Annotated in this window: 21 protein-coding genes; 5 read left to right on the plus strand and 16 right to left on the minus strand. The window is 63.7% G+C overall.

Annotation, left to right across the window (positions count from 1 at the left end; all coding sequences use genetic code 11):
* The first annotated feature begins 84 nt into the window (after nt 1-84).
* Nucleotides 85-804, plus strand: coding sequence for an SDR family oxidoreductase (locus tag EP376_RS06425; protein WP_127654754.1), 720 nt, complete (start codon nt 85-87; stop codon nt 802-804).
* 4 nt (nt 805-808) lie between these two features.
* On the opposite strand, the gene ccoS is transcribed toward EP376_RS06425, so the two are convergent.
* From ccoS to fnrL, 11 genes are all read right to left on the minus strand, one after another.
* Nucleotides 809-988, minus strand: coding sequence for a cbb3-type cytochrome oxidase assembly protein CcoS (ccoS, locus tag EP376_RS06430; protein WP_127654755.1), 180 nt, complete (start codon nt 986-988; stop codon nt 809-811).
* Nucleotides 985-3,123: a heavy metal translocating P-type ATPase gene (locus EP376_RS06435; RefSeq protein WP_127654756.1), complete on the minus strand. Its 2,139-nt coding sequence runs from the start codon at nt 3,121-3,123 to the stop codon at nt 985-987. Before EP376_RS06435 ends, ccoS begins: the two co-directional genes overlap by 4 nt.
* Complete coding sequence (locus EP376_RS06440; protein WP_203330968.1) at nt 3,120-3,569, minus strand: FixH family protein; 450 nt, start codon at nt 3,567-3,569, stop codon at nt 3,120-3,122. The genes EP376_RS06435 and EP376_RS06440 overlap by 4 nt, the downstream gene beginning before the upstream one ends.
* Nucleotides 3,562-5,130 carry a cytochrome c oxidase accessory protein CcoG gene (ccoG, locus tag EP376_RS06445; RefSeq protein WP_127654758.1) on the minus strand — a complete coding sequence of 523 codons (1,569 nt, stop codon included), beginning with the start codon at nt 5,128-5,130 and terminating at the stop codon, nt 3,562-3,564. The genes EP376_RS06440 and ccoG overlap by 8 nt, the downstream gene beginning before the upstream one ends.
* A 257-nt stretch (nt 5,131-5,387) precedes the next feature.
* A complete protein-coding gene (ccoP, locus tag EP376_RS06450; RefSeq protein ID WP_127654759.1) occupies nt 5,388-6,260 on the minus strand; it encodes a cytochrome-c oxidase, cbb3-type subunit III in 873 nt (290 codons plus the stop codon).
* Nucleotides 6,253-6,450, minus strand: a complete 198-nt coding sequence (locus EP376_RS06455; protein WP_127654760.1) for a cbb3-type cytochrome c oxidase subunit 3 — start codon at nt 6,448-6,450, stop codon at nt 6,253-6,255. Before EP376_RS06455 ends, ccoP begins: the two co-directional genes overlap by 8 nt.
* Before the next feature lie 9 nt (nt 6,451-6,459).
* The gene (gene ccoO, locus EP376_RS06460; protein WP_127654761.1) at nt 6,460-7,185 is read right to left on the minus strand and encodes a cytochrome-c oxidase, cbb3-type subunit II; all 726 of its coding nucleotides are present in this window, start codon (nt 7,183-7,185) and stop codon (nt 6,460-6,462) included.
* Nucleotides 7,186-7,197: 12 nt separating this feature from the next.
* Nucleotides 7,198-8,802 carry a cytochrome-c oxidase, cbb3-type subunit I gene (ccoN, locus tag EP376_RS06465; protein ID WP_127654762.1) on the minus strand — a complete coding sequence of 535 codons (1,605 nt, stop codon included), beginning with the start codon at nt 8,800-8,802 and terminating at the stop codon, nt 7,198-7,200.
* Between the two features lie 99 nt (nt 8,803-8,901).
* On the minus strand, nt 8,902-9,336 hold the full coding sequence (locus EP376_RS06470; RefSeq protein ID WP_127654763.1) for a universal stress protein: 435 nt from the start codon (nt 9,334-9,336) through the stop codon (nt 8,902-8,904).
* 3 nt (nt 9,337-9,339) lie between these two features.
* The gene (locus EP376_RS06475) at nt 9,340-9,576 is read right to left on the minus strand and encodes an HP1242/YdcH family protein (protein WP_127654764.1); all 237 of its coding nucleotides are present in this window, start codon (nt 9,574-9,576) and stop codon (nt 9,340-9,342) included.
* 63 nt (nt 9,577-9,639) lie between these two features.
* Nucleotides 9,640-10,374, minus strand: a complete 735-nt coding sequence (gene fnrL / locus EP376_RS06480) for a transcriptional regulator FnrL (RefSeq protein WP_127654765.1) — start codon at nt 10,372-10,374, stop codon at nt 9,640-9,642.
* A 52-nt stretch (nt 10,375-10,426) separates the two neighbouring features.
* On the opposite strand from fnrL, the gene hemN reads away from it, so the two are divergent.
* Complete coding sequence (gene hemN / locus EP376_RS06485; protein WP_127654766.1) at nt 10,427-11,782, plus strand: oxygen-independent coproporphyrinogen III oxidase; 1,356 nt, start codon at nt 10,427-10,429, stop codon at nt 11,780-11,782.
* A 79-nt stretch (nt 11,783-11,861) separates the two neighbouring features.
* Nucleotides 11,862-13,112 (plus strand): aminotransferase class V-fold PLP-dependent enzyme, encoded by a 1,251-nt coding sequence (locus EP376_RS06490; protein ID WP_127654767.1) that lies wholly within the window; start codon nt 11,862-11,864, stop codon nt 13,110-13,112.
* 7 nt (nt 13,113-13,119) lie between these two features.
* Here EP376_RS06490 and epmA read toward each other — a convergent pair whose 3' ends face one another.
* Nucleotides 13,120-14,160 carry an EF-P lysine aminoacylase EpmA gene (epmA, locus tag EP376_RS06495; RefSeq protein ID WP_127654768.1) on the minus strand — a complete coding sequence of 347 codons (1,041 nt, stop codon included), beginning with the start codon at nt 14,158-14,160 and terminating at the stop codon, nt 13,120-13,122.
* Nucleotides 14,161-14,224: 64 nt separating this feature from the next.
* On the opposite strand from epmA, the gene efp reads away from it, so the two are divergent.
* On the plus strand, nt 14,225-14,791 hold the full coding sequence (gene efp / locus EP376_RS06500; RefSeq protein ID WP_127654769.1) for an elongation factor P: 567 nt from the start codon (nt 14,225-14,227) through the stop codon (nt 14,789-14,791).
* A gap of 85 nt (nt 14,792-14,876) precedes the next feature.
* On the plus strand, nt 14,877-15,251 hold the full coding sequence (locus tag EP376_RS06505; RefSeq protein ID WP_127654770.1) for a hypothetical protein: 375 nt from the start codon (nt 14,877-14,879) through the stop codon (nt 15,249-15,251).
* Here the strand turns inward: EP376_RS06505 and EP376_RS06510 are convergent.
* From EP376_RS06510 to EP376_RS06525, 4 genes are all read right to left on the minus strand, one after another.
* Nucleotides 15,243-16,118 (minus strand): carbohydrate kinase family protein, encoded by an 876-nt coding sequence (locus EP376_RS06510; RefSeq protein ID WP_127654771.1) that lies wholly within the window; start codon nt 16,116-16,118, stop codon nt 15,243-15,245. The two genes, EP376_RS06505 and EP376_RS06510, sit on opposite strands and share 9 nt — an antisense overlap.
* A 92-nt stretch (nt 16,119-16,210) precedes the next feature.
* Nucleotides 16,211-18,103 carry an acyl-CoA synthetase gene (locus EP376_RS06515; protein WP_127654772.1) on the minus strand — a complete coding sequence of 631 codons (1,893 nt, stop codon included), beginning with the start codon at nt 18,101-18,103 and terminating at the stop codon, nt 16,211-16,213.
* 130 nt (nt 18,104-18,233) lie between these two features.
* A complete protein-coding gene (locus EP376_RS06520) occupies nt 18,234-20,027 on the minus strand; it encodes an ABC transporter transmembrane domain-containing protein (RefSeq protein WP_127654773.1) in 1,794 nt (597 codons plus the stop codon).
* A 96-nt stretch (nt 20,028-20,123) separates the two neighbouring features.
* Entirely contained in the window at nt 20,124-20,879 is a 756-nt protein-coding gene (locus tag EP376_RS06525) for an alpha/beta fold hydrolase (RefSeq protein ID WP_127654774.1), read from the minus strand.
* Nucleotides 20,880-20,925 lie beyond the last annotated feature (46 nt).

Consider the following 20,925-nt stretch of genomic DNA (forward strand, 5'->3'; position numbering starts at 1 on the left):
TCTGCAAACATTATGCAACGGTGATTGCCGACCCGCGGCAGCTCATGATTTGAGTTCAGCGCAACAGGCAGAGGGGCAGCGATCATGACGGACTTGAGCGGCAGGACGGCACTCGTGACCGGTGCGAGCCGGGGGATTGGCGCGGCCATTGCGACCGCCCTGAGGGACGCGGGCGCGGAGGTGATCGGTATCGGGACCTCGATCTCAAAGGCCCCGCCCGAGGGGATCGAACCCATCGATTGCGACCTGTCCGACAGGGCCGCCATCGAAGCGCTTCTGGCACGTCTGGACGGTCGCGAGATCGACATCCTCGTCAATAATGCCGGCATCATCCGCCGCGCGCCCATTGCAGAGCACACGACCGAGGATTGGGACGCGGTGATGGCCGTGAACCTCGACGCGCCGTTCCTGCTGACCCGTGCGCTTGGCGCAAAGATGCTGGAACGCGGCCATGGCAAGGTGATCAACGTGGCGTCCGTCCTGAGCTTCGAAGGCGGCGTGACGGTGCCGGGCTATGCGGCATCGAAGGCCGCGATCGCCAACCTCACCCGGTCCTTCGCGAATGAATGGGCCAGCCGGGGCGTCAACGTGAACGCCATCGCACCGGGCTACGTCACCACCGACAACACGGCCGCCCTGCGGTCAGATCCCGAGCGGGAGGCCCAACTAATGGCGCGCGTGCCGCTGGGCCGCTGGCTGAGACCCGAAGAGATCGCGGCGCCGGTGGTCTTCCTCGCAAGCGATGCGGCCTCGGCGATCCATGGCGCGGTGATGGCCGTCGATGGCGGCTGGGGCGCGCGGTAGCGGCTCAGTTTTCCTTGCTGTCCTCGATCGGACCCGCGTCGGGGCCATCCTCATCCAGAAGGATCCGCGCGGCATCGCCGGCCGGGTCGTCATATTGGTCCGTCTTGAGCGTCCAGATAAAGGCCGCGGCCCCGATCCCGCCAAGGATCAGGGACACCGGGATCAGGAAGACGAGGACATTCATTTGACCCACCTCACGCGGAGCGCATTGAGAAGCACCGTGATCGATGAGGACGACATCGACAAGGCCGCGATGAGTGGCGTGGCAAAGCCCGCGAGCGCGACCGGAACGGCGATCATGTTATAGACCGTGGCGATGCCGAAATTCTGCCGCGACAGATGGGTCGCGGCCCGCGCGGTGCGGAAGGTCTTGGGGATGTCGGCGAAGGTCTCGCGCAGCACGACGATATCGGCCGCGTTTCGGGTTGCATCAAGCGCGCTGGAGGGTGCGATCGAGGCATGGGCCGCGGCCAGCGAGGCCGCGTCGTTCAGCCCGTCGCCGACCATGGCGACCTTGTGGCCCGCCTCCGCCAGACGGCCGAGGATGGCGTGTTTTTCCTCGGCACTGACGCCGGCGTGAAGATCGGGGATCGACAGCCGGGCCGCGACTTCCTCGACGGCGGCGGTGCGGTCGCCCGACATCAGGATGACGTCGTATCCCATCGCCTTCAGTTCTCCGATCGCCTCGGGCGCCCCGGGGCGGAGTTTTTCGGACTGGACGATCTCGGTCGCGGCATCGCCTATCCCGAGGCCGAGGCCCCGGAACGACGCGCCAAGCCACGTCCCGTGGCCAAGGCGCACCGTCTTGCCGTTCCAGCGGCCCACGACGCCGTGGCCGGACACCTCCTCGATATCGGTGACGGTGGCGGGAGCGACCCCGCTCAATGCCTCGGTCAACGCGCGGGAGGCGGGATGGCTGGAAGATTGCGCAAGCGCGCGCGCGACGGCGCGTTGATCGGGATCGAGGTCCGAAACCGTCAGGTCGAACCCGGGCAGCGTCAGCGTGCCTGTCTTGTCGAACACGACCGTATCCACCTCGGCCAGTCGTTCGAGCGCGGTGCCAGATTTCACGAGGAAACCCAGATCGTAGAGCTTGCCGATCGCGGCGGTCGACACGGCGGGCACCGCAAGACCCAGCGCGCAGGGGCAGGTGATGATCAGAACCGCGATGGCGATGTTGATCGCGTGACGGACGTCGCCGGTGGCCGCCAGCCATGCGACGAACGCCGCCAGGGCCAGAAGATGAACGGTCGGCGCATAGACGCGCGCGGCCCTGTCAGCCAGCGCGGTATAGCGGTTGCGCGCGCCTTCGGCCGTCTCGACCAAAGCCGCGACCCGGCGCAGCGTCGTATCCTCGCCCACAGCGGTCGCACGGATGCGGAAGGGCTGACCGAGGTTCACCTCGCCGGCCTGAACCGCCTCGCCGCGCTGCAGATGGACGGCATCGCTCTCGCCGGTCAGGAAGGACCGGTCGGTCCGGGCCTGCCCGCTGAGCAATTCGCCATCGGCGGGAACGCGCACGCCGGTGGGGATCAGCACCTCGTCCCCGATGGCGAGGTCGGTCACGTCGACGATTTCGGTCGCCTCGCCGCGCATCCGGGTCGCTGTCCGCACCTCGAGCGCCGACAATTCACTGGCCGCCGAGCGCGCGGCAGACCTGCTGCGATGATCGAGATATCGTCCGATCAGCAGGAAGAATGTCAGCGACAGCGCCGCGTCGAAATAGGCGTGTTCGCCACCGTTGAGCGTCTCGAACAGAGACATACCCGCCGCCAGCAGGATCGCAAGCGAGATCGGCACATCCATGTTGAGCGTCCGGACCTTCAGCGCGGACCATGCGTTGTGAAAGAACGGCTGCCCCGCGATCAGAACCACCGGTAGCGCGATCGCGGCCGAAATCAGGTGGAACATGTCGCGGGTGACCGCCTCGGCGCCGGACCAGACCGAAACCGACAGCAGCATGACATTCATCATGGCAAAGCCCGACAGGCCCAGCCGGAACAGCAGGGCCCGCCCCTGCGGATCGGCACCGGTGTCCAGCAGCTTGGAATCGAGGGGATGGGCTTCGTAGCCCGCCTTCTCCAGCGTCTCGACAAGGGTGGCGACAGGCAGATCGGTCGCGATCGCCACCCGCTTGAGCGACAGGTTGACCCGTGCGTTGCGCACACCGTCCAACCCGTTCAGCGCGCGTTCGACCTTGCCGATGCAGCCAGCGCAATGGATCTCGGGCAATGACAGAAAGACGTTGGCCTGCGCATCCTCGGCCTGGCTGACCGCCAGAGACGAGGTGGAACAGGCGGGGCAGACAGCGGTTGTCACCTGTGCACCCTCACTACGATACGCTGCTGGAAGAGCGTGCCGTCATCGGCCAGCATCTTGATCCGCAGGTTCCAGTTGCCCGGACCCGCCTCCACCGGGGCGACCCATGCAGAGCCACGGTCCGTAAACTCGGGAACCTGATCCTGCATCACGCTGGTGGCCCGGCCAAAGGTCGCCTCGACGATTTCGGGCGTGATCGCCGAACCATCCTCAAGGATCTCGAGCCGTAGAAGGCCATCCGTCACATCGGCCGAGACATCCCAGCCCAGGGCCAGCTGGGCATCGCGGTTTTCGTCAAAGACCTGACTGGCGACGTAGGAATTCTTGACCTCGAGCCCCGGAAAGGTCCGGACCGCGTTGAAGGCCAGTGTCAGGTTGACGGTGACAATGACACCGAAAGCCAGAATGAATCCCGTCAGAACATGCCATCCCTTGATCTCAGTCATCGCTTTCACCCGTCCCGTTGAATGTGGAGGCCTTGCTGGCCCGTTCGCCGCTTTCGAGGTCCTCGACCCAGAACCGCAGATCCGTCACGTCGGCGTCCGATGCCGGATCCTGATCGCGTGCCGTGACATAGACACGCTGCAGGTAGGTGCTGTTGGCCGGCACCGTGACCACGCGGGTCTGTTCACCCTCAAGCTCGATCCGGAGGATCTCGTCCGAGGTCAGCGACATGCGGAATTGTCGATCACTGCCCGCCTTGTTGCGCAGACGGATGTCATAGATGTTGCGGATCGAACCGTCGGACTGCGTCACGTAGGTGGGATTGCGCACCGGCGCGACGGTCAGCTCGATATCCGTGCGGATGAACAGCGCATAAAGGAGCCCGATCCCCACCGCCGACCAGATCGCGGTATAGATCAGGGTGCGCAGGCGGAAGACGTGCTGCCAGATCGGACGCGGCGGTTCGCCCGCGCGTTCGCGCGGCTCGTCCGACAGCGCGAGGTAGTCGATCAGGCCGCGCGGCTTGCCGACCTTTTCCATCACCTCGTCGCACGCATCGATGCACAGGGCACAGGTGATGCATTCCATCTGCTGCCCGTCGCGGATGTCGATCCCCATCGGGCAGACGTTCACGCAGGCCATGCAATCGATGCAATCGCCGGGCCCGGCGGCTTCGGCAAGCGTCGGCGTCTTCGGTGCCTCTTCCACGGTGCGCTGGCCCGGATAGGGGGTCGCCCGGTAGACGGCCGCCCCACGGCCCCGTGCGGCCTCTTCGGCAGCGATCCGCTCCGCTTCCTCGGCCATGTCACGGCGTTTGCGGCCCTTGGCACGCGGCTCGCCGCGCCAGTCGCGATAGGCCACGGTGATCGTGTCGGAATCCATCATCGCGGCCTGGATGCGGGGCCAGGGGCACATGTAGATGCAGACCTGCTCGCGCATGAAACCGCCGAAGATAAAGGTCGTGGCCGTCAGGATCCCGATCGTGACATAGGCCACGGGCGGGGCGCTGAACTGGACAAGGTCCATCGCCAGCGCCGGCGCATCGGTGAAATAGAATACCCACGCCCCGCCGGTCGCCACGGCAATCAGCAGCCAGACGATCCATTTCGTCAGACGCAGGCTCCATTTGCGGGCGTCCCACTTGGCGTGATGCAGGCGCACCCGCGCGTTGCGGTCGCCCTCGATCCAGCGTTCGACAAGAATGAAGAGATCGGTCCAGACCGTCTGCGGGCAGGTATAGCCGCACCAGACACGGCCCAGCGCCGCAGTGAACAGGAACAGCCCCAGCCCCGCCATGATCAGCAGGCCCGCCACGAAATAGAATTCATGCGGCCAGATCTCGATCCAGAAGAAATAGAACCGCCGGTTCGCAAGGTCGATCAGGACCGCCTGATCGGGGAGTTGCGGCCCTCGATCCCAGCGAATCCAGGGCGTGAGGTAGTAGATGCCCAGCGTCACCAGCATGATCCACCACTTCAGTGTTCGGAACTTGCCTTTGACACGTCGCGGAAAAATCGGTTCCCGGGCGGCATACAGCTTAGGGGCGTCGGGAGTCCCTGTCATTTGGTATCACCTGAATCTGTTCGCACTGTCTGGCCCGGAACCTGCGCGGATGGGCCGGATTTTTCCTTGATGTGGATCAACTGTGCCGGGCTGCGGCGTTTTGCCCGATCCGGTCAGACCCGGACGTCATGAAAAAATCCGCCCGCGCCAGGGGAAGCGCGGGCGGGTGGGTCAAGGCCCCGGGGTCGATCAAAGGTGCGAACAGTATCGCCCCGGGGCACCGGTTCGCCGGGAATGAGCCGACGAACCTGACCGCCTTACTCCCCTCCTCCCAGGGAGTGGACGTAGGCGGATACCGCACGGACATCGGCTTCGCTGATCCGAAGTCCCCAAGCCGGCATGACGCCGAACCGGGAATTCATCACCGTCTCGGTCAAAGTGTCGCGGTCCCCGCCGTAGAGCCAGATCGCATCACTCAGGTTGGGCGCGCCCAGATCGGGATTGCCCATCGCGTTGTCGCCGTGGCAGGCCGCGCAATTGTCGAGGAACAGGGTCGAGCCCGTTTCCGCAAGAGCCGCGTCGTGATCGTCGGACGTGAGGCTGTAGACGTATTCCACGACGGCCTCGGTCTCTTCGCGGCTGAAGATGTCGGCAAAGGCCGGCATCTCGGACCAGCGCGCATCCGGGTCGGTTTCGTTGCGGATGCCGTGGCGCACCGTATAGGCGATCTGGTCGATCTCACCGCCCCAGAGCCAGGCATCGTCCAGAAGGTTGGGATAACCCGCCGCCTGAACGCCCGCCGCACCCGAGCCGTGGCACTGAGAGCAGTTGGCGATGAACACCGCCTGCCCCCGCGATGTGGCATAGCGCAGCAGATCGGAACCGGTCTCGAGCGTGGTCAGATCGGCCGCGACCAGCGCATTGGCCAGATCGGCGTTCAGCGCCTCGTGTTCCTCGATGTCGGCCGCGACATTGGCGCGGGTCGACCAGCCCAGAACACCCTCGGTCGCACCCCTGACCATCGGCCATGCCGGATAGGCGATGGTATAGCCGATGGCCCAGATGATGGTGAGGTAGAAGGTCCACAGCCACCACCGGGGAAGCGGTGAGTTCAACTCTTCGATGCCGTCCCAGCTATGACCTGTGGTTTCGACACCGGTCTCTTTGTCAACTTTCGGAGCGTCACTCATCATCGCTCTCCTCACGGGTCGCACTTTTCTGTGCGGCAGTTTCGTTGCGGAACGGGATCTGGCTGGCATCGCGCCGTTCCGGGGTCAGCCCGGGCCAGAAGGCCCAGACGACGGTTCCCAGGAAGAACGAGAACAAGAACAGAAGAACCCAGCTGTCCGCCAATTGGCGCAGGAGGGAATAGGTATCCATCATATCCTCCTAGCGGCTCGGGACCGGCGTGAAGGTCGAGAAATCGACCATCGTGCCCAGCACCTGAAGATAGGCGATCAGCGCATCCATCTCGGTCAGGGCGTCCTGCCCGTCGAAATTGCTGATCGTCACGTTGCCGTAGCGCTCTTCCAGCCCGTCGATGTCGCCGAAGGGATCGGCCTGGGCGTAGAAATCGGCAGAGGCCTGCTCGATCATCTCGTCGGTATAGGGAACGCCGACGAACCGATGGGTCGAGAGAAGATCCTCGATATGTTCGGGCTCGATCGTGCGGTCCAGAAGGAACCCATATTTCGGCATGATCGATTCCGGCACCACCGACTGCGGATCGGTCAGGTGATCCACGTGCCACGCATCCGAGTAGCGACCACCGACCCGGGCGAGGTCGGGCCCCGTCCGCTTCGATCCCCATTGGAAGGGGTGGTCATACATGCTCTCGGCGGCGAGGCTGTAGTGGCCATAGCGTTCCACCTCGTCGCGCATCGGCCGGATCATCTGGGAGTGGCAGACATAACAGCCCTCCCGGACGTAGATATCCCGGCCTGTCAGCTCGAGCGGGGTGTAGGGGCGCACCCCGTCCACCTCTTCGATCGTGTTCTCGAGCCAGAACAGGGGCGCGATTTCCACGATGCCGCCGATCGTCACGACAAGGAACGAGAAGATGAAGAGGAGCGTCGGGCTTCTTTCGAGAGCCTTGTGCTTGTCAATAACAGCCATTCGTCAGTCTCCTCACTCGGCCGGCGTTGCACTGGGGACGGGCGTCACGGCGGGCTTGGCCCCCCGGATCGTCATCCACATGTTCCAGACCATGATCAGCGCACCGGTGAGATACATCACCCCGCCCAGACCACGGACCACATACATCGGGAACTTCGCGCTGACGGTGTCGGCAAAGCTGTTGACGAGGAAACCCTGGTCATCGACTTCGCGCCACATCAGGCCTTCCATGATCCCGGTGACCCACATCGAGGCGGCGTAGAGAACGATGCCGATCGTCGCGAGCCAGAAGTGCCAGTTGATGGCGGGCATGGAGTACATCTTGTCACGTCCCCAAAGCCGCGGCGTCAGGAAGTAGAGCGCCCCGAAGGTGATCATGCCGTTCCAGCCAAGCGCGCCGGAATGCACGTGCCCGATCGTCCAGTCGGTGTAGTGCGAGAGCGAGTTGACCGCGCGGATCGACATCATCGGACCTTCGAAGGTCGACATGCCGTAGAAGCCGAGCGAGATCACGAACATCCGCATGATCGGGTCGGTGCGCAGCTTGTCCCACGCGCCCTGAAGCGTCATCAGACCGTTGATCATGCCACCCCACGAGGGCATCCAGAGCACGATCGAAAACACCATGCCCAGCGTCGAGGCCCAGTCGGGCAGCGCGGTGTAATGCAGGTGGTGCGGACCGGCCCAGATATACAGGAAGATCAGCGCCCAGAAGTGGATGATCGACAGCTTGTAGCTGTAGACCGGGCGGCCGGCCTGCTTGGGCACGAAATAGTACATCATGCCGAGGAAGCCCGCCGTCAGGAAGAAGCCCACGGCGTTGTGGCCATACCACCATTGCGTCATGGCATCCTGAACGCCGGCAAAGACCTGAACCGATTTGGACCCCCAGATCGAGACCGGGATCGACAGGTTGTTGACGATGTGAAGCATCGCCACGGTGACGATGAAACTCAGCAGGAACCAGTTGGCGACGTAGATATGCTTTTCTTTACGGGTGAAGATCGTGCCCATGAAGACGATGAGATAGACGACCCAGACCAGCGTCAGCCAGATGTCGACATACCATTCGGGCTCGGCATATTCCTTCGACTGTGTGGCCCCCAGAAGATATCCGGTCGCCGCCAGCACGATGAACAGCTGATACCCCCAGAACACGAACCAGGCGGCCTTGCCGCCAAACAGCCGCACGCCGGACGTCCGCTGCACGATGTAGAACGATGTCGCGATCAGCGCGTTGCCGCCGAAGGCGAAGATCACCGCCGATGTGTGCAGGGGACGCAGGCGCCCGAAGTTGGTAAAGGGTTGTCCCCAATCGAAATTAAGCGCTGGAAACGCCAGCTGAAACGCAATGAAGGTCCCTGCAAGGAACCCGACCACGCCCCAGAAGGCCGTTGCGATAACCCCGGCCCGGACGACATCGTCCATGTACCCGGTATCGGTTACCGCCGCCCCGACAGGTTCGTCAGTGCGCCGCAGCGTCCAGATGAACATGCCGGCCGCGACGGCCAGAATGATGAGTGCGTGTACCCGGTAGGCAATGTCGTGCCCCCAGTCCGCTGCGATCGCCGACACTAGCATCACCAGCGCCAACGCAACGAGTTTGAAATAGTCCATAAGACAACCTTTGATTGTTCCCAGCGCTCTGTGGCGCCTGCTGGCAGGATCGAATTACGGTTCCGGTCCTGCCATCGCCTTGATCTGCATCAAGTCCGTTCAGACGATCGACAGACAGGCGCAATGCGCGCCATGAATGATGCGCTGCGAGGTGCTGCCCAGGACGAGGCTTGCCAGCCCCCCCAGCCCGCGCCGCCCTGTCACGATCAGATCGGCGTCGATCTCTTCGGCCAGTTCGATCACCCGCGCGGCGGCATCGCCTTGCCGGACATAGACCTCTGCCGGCATGCCGGCAGCCTTGGCAGCCTGGTCGACGACCTGCTTGCCGGCCTCCATGAGGCCCTCTTCCTGGGGCAGAGGCGTCAACGGCACATAGCCGCCGATGCCCGATGTGACGAGCGCCGTCGTTTCATAGGCCGGGACATTGATGAGGTGCAGTTCAGCACCGCACATCCGGGCCAGCTCGGCGGCCTGCTTGACCGCATGCACCGACGGGTCAGACCCGTCGACGCCCACAACGATTTTCCTGAACATGATCTATGCCGCCAGCATGCCCGCAATCTGATCCTTCAGATGCAGACGCTTCTTGCGCATTTCAGCCATGTGGAGATCATCGGTCGGCTCGACATCCGTCTCGGCCCGATGAATGGCACGGTTGATCTCGTGATAATCATCGGCAAGCCGCGAGAAATGGGCGTCAGACGCCTTCAGCTCGGAGATCCGGTCAGCCTTGTCCGGAAACTCTTCGTGCAGTTCGTGGGGGGTGTGGGACATGTTCGCCTCCTTTGATGTCGAGGCGAACATGCGATGACGGCGCGACAGCCGCCTTGATTCAAGTCAAACCGGAAGCCCGCCGTCGGCGTCATCTCCGGTCGCTTCGTGCAGGGCCAGCAGATCGACCACCTCGAAGTGGCGCCGATCGACGAATCGAATCATTCCCTCGTTCTTGAGCGCGTTGAGCTGTCGGCTCACCGTCTCAAGCGTGAGGCCCAGATAATTGGCGATCTCGTCGCGGGTCAGCGGAAGTGTCAGGTCCGATGAATTGGCATCGATTCCATGCACATTCGTCCGGCGCACCAGCATCTCGAGGAAGGTCGCGATCTTTTCCCGGGCCGTCTTGCGCCCCAGAAGAAGCATCCAGTCGCGCGCCGCATCCAACTCGTCCAGCGCGATTTCCATCAGCCGCTGGGCGATATGCGGGGTGGTCTGGATCATCTCTTCGAAGGGTTTGCGCCGGAAACAGCAAAGCGTGACATCTGTAATCGCGGTAATATCGAATTCGACCGTCTCTCGGCCCGGACGGCCAATAAAATCAGACGGCAGGAGAAGACCCACCATCTGGGTTCTGCCGTCCTCGAGGGTCTTCGACAGGCTCGCCACTCCTTTGACCACGGAGGCCACGAATTGAAGATCGTCGCCACGCCAGAGGATGGTCTCCCCGGGCTTGTAGCTACGGTACATCTTCATCGATTCGAGAAGCGTAATTTCTTCATCATCGCATCTTGAGCATACAGCCCTGTGACGTATCGGGCATTCGCTGCACTTGATGCGCTCATTCAGCATCAGGTTCATCGGTTGATCTGTATCAATGTTCGCACACTGGTATCAGTATACATAAGTTGACATGACAAAACACCTCCTCCTTGAAAAATATGGCCTGTTCTCGGCGAAAGTGCCGCGATACACGAGCTATCCTCCGGCCAATCACTTCCAGGCCGATCTGGGGCATCGCAACCAAGCCAACTGGCTTGCAGCCGTGCCCGAAGGTGCGGCGGTGTCGCTATACTTCCATATCCCCTTTTGCAGAAGGCTTTGCTGGTTCTGCGCCTGCCGAACGCAGGGCACCAGCACGCTGCGGCCGGTCGATGTCTATATCGAAAGCCTGCTGTCCGAACTGCGCGAGGTCCGTTCTCGGCTGCCGGGGCGCGTCGATATGGCGCGGCTCCATCTGGGCGGCGGAACGCCCACGCTGCTGTCGCCCGAGACGATGACACGGCTCCTGACAGAGGTGTTCGAGGCCTTCTCGACGGCACCGGGATTCGAATTCTCGGTCGAGATCGATCCCACCGAGGCCGCGCCCGAACTGATCGACGTGTTGGCCGAATTCGGCATGAACCGCGCCAGCATCGGCGTTCAGGATTTCGAACAGAAGGTGCAGGAGGCGATCGGCCGGCTGCAGACCTTCCAGGAAACGCAGCGGGTCGTGCGCAGGTTGCGCGATGACGGGGTCAAGAGCCTCAACCTCGATCTGCTTTACGGCCTGCCCTACCAGAACAAGTCAACGCTTGGCGCCACGCTCGAGCAGGTTCTCGACCTCGCCCCCGACAGGCTTGCGCTTTATGGCTATGCCCACGTCCCGTGGATGTCGAAGCGCCAGATCATGATCCCCGATGCGGCGCTGCCGTCGACGGAGGAACGGTATGACCTGTCGACATTCGCACGCGACGTGCTGGTCGGCGCAGGATATCGCCCCCTCGGCATCGACCATTTCGTCCTGCCCACTGACAGCCTGTCGCTGGCGGCCGATACCGGTCAGATGCGCCGGAATTTCCAGGGATATACCGACGATCCGGCCGACACTCTGATCGGCATGGGTGCTTCTGCGATCTCGCGCTATCCGCAAGGCTATGTCCAGAATGCCGTCTCGACATCGGCCTATGCCGAACGCGTGGCGGCCGACGGTCTGGCCGGTCACAAGGGATATGTCCTGTCGCCGAAGGACGAGTTGATCGGCGACATGATCGAGGAATTGCTCTGTGACGGCACCCTGACGGAGGCGCGCCTGATCACCAATCACCGCGACATGGCCGCAGAGATTTCGAACTCCATCGCAAGCCTGCACGCGGCCTATCCCGACGTGACGGTCCTCGAGGACGGTGTCCTGAGGCTTTCGGCCGAATACATCGCGCTGAGCCGGGTCATTGCCGGTGCCCTAGATCAGACCATCACGCCCGAGGCCGCGCATTCCGCCGCTGTCTGAAGCTGCGCCGAAATAGCGGTTGCACCCGGGCGAGCCCCGGCGCAGTTTTGCCCCGAACGCAACAAGGCCGGGGCGAAGAATGCTCGACGATACTCTGCTGGACGACGTCCGCGACAGGTTTGCCCATGTCGATCATTGCCCGGTTCAGGGACCACGGATCTTTTTCGAGAATGCGGGCGGTGCTCTGACGCTGAAAACCGCGGTCGAGACCTCGGCCCGTTATGCGGCGATCCCCGACAATCAGGGCCGCGCGAACCCGGGCAGCCTTGCGCTTGTCGATACGATCGCGCGGGCCCGCGCCGATCTGGCAGAGTTCATGAATGCACCCGGCGGACAGTTCTTCGTCGGCGAATCGGGGACGGAGCTTCTGTTCCGGCTCATCATGAATGCCTGTCTTGGCACAGCCGAAGGCGGCGTCGTTCTGGGATCGACGCTCGAGCATCCGGCCACGCGGTCGGCCTGCGCCCGCTGGTCGCGGATCGCCCGTCAGAGCCATGTGCTGATCCCCCACGATGACGCCACCGGCACCGTCACCGCAGAGGCTTATGCCGCGGCCGTCACCCCCGACACAGTGGTCGCCACGATCCTCCATGCCTCGCCCGTGACGGGCATGGGCGTCGATGTGGCCGCCTGTGCGGCAGCGATTCGCAAGGTCGCGCCCGACTGCGTCATCATCGTCGATGGCATCCAGAACGCCGCCCACGGCGGGATCGACCTCACATCCTATGATGTCGATGGCTACGTGATCTCGCCCTACAAGGCCTTCTCGCGCCACGGGTTCGGGCTGGCATGGATCTCGGACAGGCTCACCGCGCTGCCCCACAATGCGCTTGACGGCGGGCCCGAGGACAATTGGGAGATGGGGACGCGCGATACCGGCGCCTATGCCACGATGATCGACGTCGTCGACTACATGGACTGGCTGGGCGGCGCGCTGGGGGGAGGACCCGACCGGCCGGCCAAGTTCCGGGCGGCGAGCGAGGCGATCCACGCTCATGAGACCGCGCTGACAGATGCCATGATCCACGGAACCGGCAACCTGCCGGGCCTCGCGCAATTGCCCGGCGTCACGATCATCGGCGGGGCCGACAATCCCGCGCGCCGGGGGCTGGTCGGATTTGTCCATGACGGGACGCCCTCAGTCGATATCGTCGAGCGGCTGAACGCGGCCGGCATCCGCACGCATCTGCGCAAGGCCGATCATTATTCCGGCAATATCCTCGATCCGCTTGGCTTCGACAGCTGCATCCGGGTGTCGATGTGCCACTACAATTCGCTGGCCGAGGTGCGGCAATTCCTGACCGTGATGCAGGACATCGTGGGAAGCTGAGCCGGGCTCAGTCCCCCGGCGCCCATTGCACCATGTCGATCCGCGGCGCACCAGTCGCCAGCAGGACCAGCCGGTCAAAGCCCAGCGCGATGCCCGAAGCCTCGGGCATGTCGATGAGCGCATCCAGGAACGCCTCGTCCAGAGGATAGCGTTCGCCATAGACGCGATGCTTTTCCTCCATCTCCGCCTCGAAGCGGGCGCGCTGAATGTGCGGATCGGTCAGTTCACCGAACCCGTTGGCCAGTTCCACCCCGCAGGCATACAGCTCGAACCGTTCGGCAAGGCGAGGATCGTCCGGCGCGGGCCGGGCAAGTGCCGCCTCGGCCAGCGGATAGCGGTCGAGGATCGTCATGCGCCCGTGGCCCAGATGCGGCTCGACCTTCGCCACGAGGATGCGTGACAGCATGTCCGACCAGCTGTCATCGGCCGCCACAGAAAGGCCGGCCTGCCGCATCGCCCCGCGCAGGGCATCGGCATCGGTCGTGCCGTCGGGTCGGATCGTGGCCATCAGGTCGATGCCGGCATGGCGCGCCACGGCCTCGGCCAGATCGATCCGTTCGGGCGGCGCGAATGGATCGCATTCCGATGTACGCCACCGAAGCACCTTCGCGCCCGCCGCCCGCGCGGCCAGCGACACGAGGTCTGCGCAATCCTGCATCAGCACCTCGTAACCCTCGCTCGCGCGATACCATTCAAGCATCGTGAATTCCGCGCTGTGAAGCGGCCCGCCTTCCCGGTTGCGCCAGACATGGCCCATGCTGAACAGCCGCCGTTCTCCTGCGGCCAACAGCTTTTTCAGCGCAAATTCCGGCGACGTGTGCAGATAACGCGGCACAGACGTGCCATCCTCCCGGTCGAGCATGGTGGCAAAGGCATGCAGATGCGCCTCGTTGCCCGGTGACACCTGAAGTCCCGGCGGATCGGCCTCGAGGAAATCGCGATCCTCGAACCAGCGACGCAGGCCGGAGCGGATCCGGTTGCGCGCCAGCAGCAGGGGCCGGCGCGCCTCGTGCCGTTCAAGTCGCCACCACGGGTCGTCTGCTTTCATCTGGCGGTTTCTCCCGTAATCGGGTAGTCGAGCCGAAATCGCGTTTCAGCCGAAGGACAAGGTCGTGAAAGTCATCGCATCGAGCATCCGCAAGGGCAATGTCATCGAAGTCGACGAGAAGCTTTATGTCGTTCTTACCGCGCAGAATTTCCACCCCGGCAAGGGCACGCCCGTGACGCAGGTGGACATGCGCCGCATCTCGGACGGGGTGAAGGTGTCCGAACGCTGGAAAACGACCGAGCAGGTCGAACGCGCCCATGTCGAGGAAAAGCAGTACCAGTTCCTCTACGAGGATGGCGAAGGCTTTCACTTCATGGAGCCCGAGACCTATGAGCAGGTGACCGTCACCGAAGATGTGATCGGCGACTCGAAAGTCTATCTCAATGACGGGATGCTGGTGCATCTCGCGCTTCACAACGATGTGGCGATCTCGATCGAGTTGCCGCAGAAGATGACGGTCGAGATCACCGAGACCGAACCGGTGGTGAAGGGTCAGACGGCGTCCTCCTCCTACAAGCCCGCGACCGTGTCGAACGGGCTGCGCGTCATGGTGCCGCCGCACATCTCGGTGGGCACGCGGATCGTGATCAACACCGAGGACAATTCCTACGTGGAACGCGCCAAGGACTGATCGCCGGATCCCGGCCTGGTCACCTGTTAACCTGACTTTAACCACGTCGCGTGCCTCCTGAGCCAGCATTTCGGGAGGCAAAGGCATGCGCCGCACCGCGATCGGGGTCCTTGGCTCCGCCCTTCTGACGGCCTGCACGGCAGGTGTCGTTTCGACCGCACTTCCCGCATCGCCCACCCCGGCGGAGGCGGCGCTCATCGAACGAATTGTCGATGAAACGTCAGGCGCGCGACCCGATCTTCGGCGCCTGAGGATTTTCGCGGCCTCGGACGGCAGCCGGATCGCCTGCGGTGACTGGACAGCGCCCGACGGGATCGGCACGACCGACTGGGCGCCCTTCTATATCCGATGGAAGGACAGCGCGGTGATCCGGGTTCATCTGGATGACGCGACGGGATTTGGCCCCGCGATCCTTGGTTGCAACCAGGCAGAGGCAGGCGCGGTGCGGGTTTCAGGCTGAGCGGGCGGCCTCATGCGTGTCGGCATGCGCGGCGGCGGCACTCGCCCGGATCGCGGCCTCGGCCAGATCGTCGCCCGCGGTCAGCCCGGACAGGAAATACCCGATGAAGACATCGGCATCTCCCGCAAGGCCCGGCCGAAACGGTGCGATGAACTTGCGCCCGTCCGGCCCGGCCAGCCAGACCCCCTCGGCCCCCATCCACAGAACCACGACCCGCGGCCCGCAGGCTGCGAGCATCTGGACAAGGTCTTCGGGCCCCGTAGCCCCCAGCAAGGCCCGCGCCGTCGGCAGATCAGTCGTGACGACATCCGCCTCGGCCAGATGTGCGAGGACCCGTCCGGAACCAGCCTCGCGTGCTGCGGCCGGCAGCCGCAGATCGATCGAAACCCGCGTGCCCCGGTCCCCGGCCTCGAACGACGCCTCGCGCGCCAGAGCCGCAAAACCGGGAGAGATTGCGCAGCCCGTGGCCGAGATATGAAGAAGCCGTGACGCTCCGATGATCTCGGGCGTGATATCGCCGGGCCGCATCAAGGCAGCCGCCGCCCCCGATTCGGCGGGCCAGATCACACCGCCCTGTTCGGACAGGTGGCGAAATCCGTGCGCCGTCGGCGCGGCCTGATCGACCAGGACGGCGGTCTCATCCACCCCCTCGGCCCGGCACATCTCGCGGAACGCGACACCGAAGCCGTCCGGACCCAGCCGGCCCGCCACCGCAGCGACCCCACCGGACCGCGCAACCGTCACCGCAACGCGCGCCGCGTCACCGCCGGGCATCCGCCGGTAGAACCCCGGCGTCGTTTCGACGAATTCCATGACCGGCAGGCCAAGGCATAAAACATCCCAGTTGCGGGTCACGGGTCCGGTCATTTCAGGCCTCGGCGTCGATCATTACCCTGATCGAATAGACCGCGACTCAACTTAAAGGCAAGCGATACCGAAGATTTCGCGCAATGGCTGTGTCAGGCGGCCCATTCCCATGGCCGGGTGTAATCACCGAGCGCGCGAACGACATCGGCATCTTCCGCCTGCCCCGTCTTGCGAAGCCGGGCGACAAGTCCGCGTTTCTTGTCCTCGAACACCTCGGTGACCTCGGCCGCGACCCCGGCGCCTTTCAGCGCCTCGTTGTAGATCCGCGAGATCGCCTTGCGGCGCAGGTCCGGCTTGAAGATCTTGCCCACAGCCGTTTTCGGCAATTCGGGCAGGATCTCGAGGTATTTGGGATGCGCCGCGCGTTCGGCGATCTTGTCCTTCGCAAAGGACAAGAGCTCTTCGGTGCTGGCGGTCGCGCCGTCGACCAGTTCGACATAGGCGCAGGGGATTTCGCCGGAATGGGCATCGGGCTGGCCAATGGCCCCGACGAAAGCCACGTCCGGATGCCCGGCCAGCGCCTCTTCGATCTCGGCGGGGTCGATATTGTGGCCACCCCGGATGATCAGGTCTTTCGCGCGCCCCGTGATCCAGAGATATCCGTCCTCGTCCAGCCGGCCCAGATCGCCGGTCCTGAGGTACCAGTCGTCATTTTCCGGCCAGTGATAATAAAGGTCTTTGTTCTTGTCCGGCTCGGTATAGGTGTCGCCACTGGCAACCCCGGGGTTCGAGATGCAGATTTCGCCGACCTCGCCGACCGCAAGATCGACATGCTTGTCGGGATCGATGATCCGGACATGGGTATGGGGAAAGGGAATGCCGATCGAGCCGACCCTCTTTTCCCCTTCGGGCGGGTTGATCGAGACAAGGCAGGTGGCTTCGGTCAGGCCATAGCCTTCGCAAATCGTGACGCCCGCGGCCTTTTCGAATTTTTTGTAAAGCTCGAGTGGCAGGGGCGCCGATCCGCAGAACGCCAGTTTGAGCGTCGAGATATCCGCATCGACCTTGCGCTGCATCAGCGCCGACATGGCCGTGGGCACGGCAATCATGAAGGTGACCTTGTGGCGTTCGACCAGTTTCCAGAAATTGTCGAACACCCCGTCCCCGCGATAGCCCTGCGGCGTCGGAAAGACGATCTGCGCACCGGATGACAGCGACGCGCCAAGCGCCACGATCGCCGCAAAGACGTGAAACATCGGCAGGGGGCAGATCTGCACGTCCTTTTCGGTAAACAAGAGCCTGTCACCAAGCCACGAGTTGTAGACGATACCGGAGAACCGGTGCTGTGCGACCTTGGGCATGCCGGTCGTGCCGCCGGTGTGGAAATAGGCCGCGGGGCGATCCGCCGTGGCGTCCTCGAAGGTCAGCGTCTTGGGCTGTTTGGCCATCTCGGCATTGAAATTCAGGATTTTGGCCTGATGCCGCGTCGTCACCTTGGGCCGGATCAGGGGAACGATCAGCTTCTTGATACCGGTCAGATACCGGTGCAGATCGACCTCGAGAACGGTTTCGACATTGGGCGCGAGCTTGACCGCCTCGGCCGCCTTTTGCGCCACATCCGTCTTGGGAAACGCGCGCAGCGTGACCAGAACCTTGGCCCCAGTCTCGCGCAGGATGGCTGCAATCTGTTCGGCATCGAGAAGCGGGTTGACCGGGTTCACGATGCCCGCGACCTGCCCGCCGAGATACGTCAGGATGGTTTCATTGCAATTGGGCAGCAGGTAGGCCACGACATCGCGTTCGCCAACACCAAGCGACCGGAACAGGTTCGCCGTCTGCGCGGTCTTTGCCTGCAATTCCGACCAGGTGAAGGTTTCATCCTTCGCCCCCGGATCGGAAAACAGCTGAAACGTCACCGCCTTGCGGCTTCCGAAGCGCTCGGCCGTTCTCGACAACATCCCCCAAGTCGTCTTCGGCAGATCACGTTCTGCGAAAGGCTGTTCCGCCTCGATCGCATCACGATCCGCAACGCCACTAAAGGTCATGGCCGGTCCTCCCCTAACTCTGCTCTGCCCGACCCGAGGCCCGGCTCTCCCAGACCCCACAGAAGCGGAGGTTTCAATTTTGCGCAAGCGTAACGCAGCGAAACTGCAAGAAACGCCGGTCACGAAAGGGTCAGGAGGCAAGCGCCCCTTCGGTGAACTGAAGCCGCGCGAGCCGCGAGTAGAGGCCGCCTTCGGCGACCAGCGCATCATGGGTGCCCTGAGCCACGATCCGCCCCTTGTCGAAGACGACGATCCGGTCGGCCTTTTTCACCGTGGCCAGCCTGTGCGCCACGATCAGGGTCGTGCGGTCCTGTGCCAGCTGTTCGACGGCTTTCTGAACCGCCGCCTCGCTTTCGGCATCAAGCGCGCTTGTCGCCTCGTCCAGCAGCAACACTGGCGCATCGCGCAGGATCGCGCGGGCAATGGCGATGCGCTGTTTCTGGCCGCCAGACAGCATCACGCCCCGTTCGCCCACATAGCTGTCATAGCCGTCGGGCAGGTCGCGCAGGAATTCGTCGGCCGCCGCCGCGCGGGCCGCGGCCTCGACCTCTTCATCGGTGGCGCCGGGCCGGCCGAAGCGGATGTTTTCGCGCGCGGTATCGGCAAAGATCACCGGGTCCTGCGGGACAAGCGCGATATCGTGGCGGAATTCTTCGCGGGCGAGCGTGCGCAGATCGTCGCCATCGAACAGAATCGCGCCCGATTGCGGATCATAGAACCGCTGGATGAGCTGGATGATCGTCGTCTTGCCCGCCCCCGAGGGGCCGACAAGGGCCACTGTTTCGCCTGGCTGGACATCAAGGCTCACGCCGTCCAGCGCCGAGACGCCAGGCCGCGAGGGATAAGAGAAATGCACGTCCCGAAACTCGATCCGGCCCTCGCGGTGCTCCTTGCGAACGGGGGAGGCGACCGGATCCATGACCTCGTCTTCCGCCGATAGCAATTCAACAAGACGCTCGGTGGCCCCCGACGCCCGCTGCAGCTCGCCCCAGATTTCGGTCAGGGCCGCCACGGCCCCCGAGACCATGACCGTATAGATCATGAACTGAACCAACTCGCCCACGGTTATAACGCCGGAGCGCACGTCATTGGCCCCCATCCAGAGAAAGCCCACGACGCCCGAGAACGCGATGAAGATCACGATCGCCGTCATGAGCGCCCGCACCGTGATCCGGCGCTTGGCCGCATCAAAGCTTTTCTCCGTCACGTCCGAGAATTTGCGCCGGCTCAGGGTCTCATGCGTGAAGGCCTGCACGGTCTGCGCCGCCAGAAGCTGTTCGGAAGCATCCCCCGACGAGGCCGCGATCCAATCCTGATTTTCCTTGCTCAGCGCCCGGACCCGGCGACCCAGAAAGATGATCGGCAGAACGATGACCGGGATCGGCCAGAGCACCAGCAGGGACATCTTGACGCTTGTCCAGAGCATCAGCGCGATGCCACCGACAAGGATCAGCGAATTGCGCAAGGCGATCGACACGGACGATCCGATGACCGACAGGATCAGCGTGGTGTCGGTGGTGATCCGGCTCAGAACCTCGCCCGTCATGATCTTTTCGAAGAATGCCGGGCTCATCCCGATCATCCGGTCGAAGACGGCCTTGCGGATATCGGCGACGACACGTTCGCCGAGGCGCGTGACGAGGTAGTATCGAAGCGAGGATCCCACGGCCAGTAGTCCTGCCACCCCGATCGCCGCCACGAAATATCCGGCCAGCAGACCGTCTTCGGCCACGTTGAAATTGTCGACGACCCGACGCGCGGCGATCGGCAGCACGAGAGAGACCATCGCCGTCAGGACCAGTGCGACAAGGGCTGCCACCAGAAGGAGCCTGTAGGGCCGGACAAAAGGCCACAACTCTCGCAGCGCGCCGATATCCTTCGACTTGGCGCGATCCTGTTCGGACTGGACGGGAGGTTGGGCCATGGAACGCGCCTCGGGAAACTGCGGGTTGTGTCGATTTATGGCCTGTCGCGCCGCACCGCAAGCCGCAGACCGGATCTGACCCGCATCCGCCGCGCCTTACTCTGCGTCGAGGAACGCCCGGAGCGTCGCTTCGAACTCGCGGGGTTTCTCGGCATGAAGCCAGTGTCCGGCATCCGGAATGGTGACGAAAGCCGCAGACGGAAACAGGGTCTTGATCCGGGGCCGGGCCTCGGGCCCCACATAGTCGGACGCCCCGCCCGACAGGAACAGCGCGGGCCCGTCAAACCGGCCCTCAACCTCGGGCCAGCCGACGATCTTGGGCATCTCGCGTTCCAGCACGTCAAGGTTCAGCCGCCAACGTTTCTCTGCCATGTCGAGGCTTTGAAGAAGGAATGCGGCAACGTCGGGCTCGTCCAGCGCGAGCGCCTCGGTGGCCTGCGCCCTGCTTTCGATCCGGTCCAGCGGAACCCGGCGCATGGCGTCGATGTTGTGCGACTGGCTGTGACCATAGGACACGGGCGCGATATCGGCGACGATCAGCTTGCGCACCAGATCGGGCCGATCCAGCGCCAGCATCATCGCAGCCTTGCCGCCCATCGAATGGCCAAGAACATCGAACGGCCCCTGCGATCCGATGACGCGGGCCAGATCCTCGGCCATGTCGGAATAATCGTGGCTGTCGAACCACGGGCTTTGCCCGTGATTGCGCATGTCAGCGGCCAGAACGCGCCGGCCCTCGGCGGCCAGCCGCTTGGCGATCACGCCCCAGTTCCGCGCCGAGCCAAACAGCCCATGGGCAATCAGGATCGGGGGATCACCGTCGTCGGTGCCAGTCTCTATCACGTTCAACATGCAACCTCCTTAACGCGGAACGGATGCGGGCTTCCAGAGCCATTGA

Source organism: Alexandriicola marinus (assembly GCF_004000435.1).
Taxonomy (GTDB): domain Bacteria; phylum Pseudomonadota; class Alphaproteobacteria; order Rhodobacterales; family Rhodobacteraceae; genus Alexandriicola; species Alexandriicola marinus.

Coding starts and splice junctions, on each gene's coding strand:
- EP376_RS06425 (WP_127654754.1), top strand. CDS start 85: ATGACGGACTTGAGCGGCAGGACGGCACTCGTGACCGGTGCGAGCCGG.
- ccoS (WP_127654755.1), bottom strand. CDS start 988: ATGAATGTCCTCGTCTTCCTGATCCCGGTGTCCCTGATCCTTGGCGGG.
- EP376_RS06440 (WP_203330968.1), bottom strand. CDS start 3,569: ATGACTGAGATCAAGGGATGGCATGTTCTGACGGGATTCATTCTGGCT.
- ccoG (WP_127654758.1), bottom strand. CDS start 5,130: ATGACAGGGACTCCCGACGCCCCTAAGCTGTATGCCGCCCGGGAACCG.
- ccoP (WP_127654759.1), bottom strand. CDS start 6,260: ATGAGTGACGCTCCGAAAGTTGACAAAGAGACCGGTGTCGAAACCACA.
- EP376_RS06455 (WP_127654760.1), bottom strand. CDS start 6,450: ATGGATACCTATTCCCTCCTGCGCCAATTGGCGGACAGCTGGGTTCTT.
- ccoO (WP_127654761.1), bottom strand. CDS start 7,185: ATGGCTGTTATTGACAAGCACAAGGCTCTCGAAAGAAGCCCGACGCTC.
- ccoN (WP_127654762.1), bottom strand. CDS start 8,802: ATGGACTATTTCAAACTCGTTGCGTTGGCGCTGGTGATGCTAGTGTCG.
- EP376_RS06470 (WP_127654763.1), bottom strand. CDS start 9,336: ATGTTCAGGAAAATCGTTGTGGGCGTCGACGGGTCTGACCCGTCGGTG.
- EP376_RS06475 (WP_127654764.1), bottom strand. CDS start 9,576: ATGTCCCACACCCCCCACGAACTGCACGAAGAGTTTCCGGACAAGGCT.
- fnrL (WP_127654765.1), bottom strand. CDS start 10,374: ATGAACCTGATGCTGAATGAGCGCATCAAGTGCAGCGAATGCCCGATA.
- hemN (WP_127654766.1), top strand. CDS start 10,427: ATGACAAAACACCTCCTCCTTGAAAAATATGGCCTGTTCTCGGCGAAA.
- EP376_RS06490 (WP_127654767.1), top strand. CDS start 11,862: ATGCTCGACGATACTCTGCTGGACGACGTCCGCGACAGGTTTGCCCAT.
- epmA (WP_127654768.1), bottom strand. CDS start 14,160: ATGAAAGCAGACGACCCGTGGTGGCGACTTGAACGGCACGAGGCGCGC.
- EP376_RS06505 (WP_127654770.1), top strand. CDS start 14,877: ATGCGCCGCACCGCGATCGGGGTCCTTGGCTCCGCCCTTCTGACGGCC.
- EP376_RS06510 (WP_127654771.1), bottom strand. CDS start 16,118: ATGACCGGACCCGTGACCCGCAACTGGGATGTTTTATGCCTTGGCCTG.
- EP376_RS06515 (WP_127654772.1), bottom strand. CDS start 18,103: ATGACCTTTAGTGGCGTTGCGGATCGTGATGCGATCGAGGCGGAACAG.
- EP376_RS06520 (WP_127654773.1), bottom strand. CDS start 20,027: ATGGCCCAACCTCCCGTCCAGTCCGAACAGGATCGCGCCAAGTCGAAG.
- EP376_RS06525 (WP_127654774.1), bottom strand. CDS start 20,879: ATGTTGAACGTGATAGAGACTGGCACCGACGACGGTGATCCCCCGATC.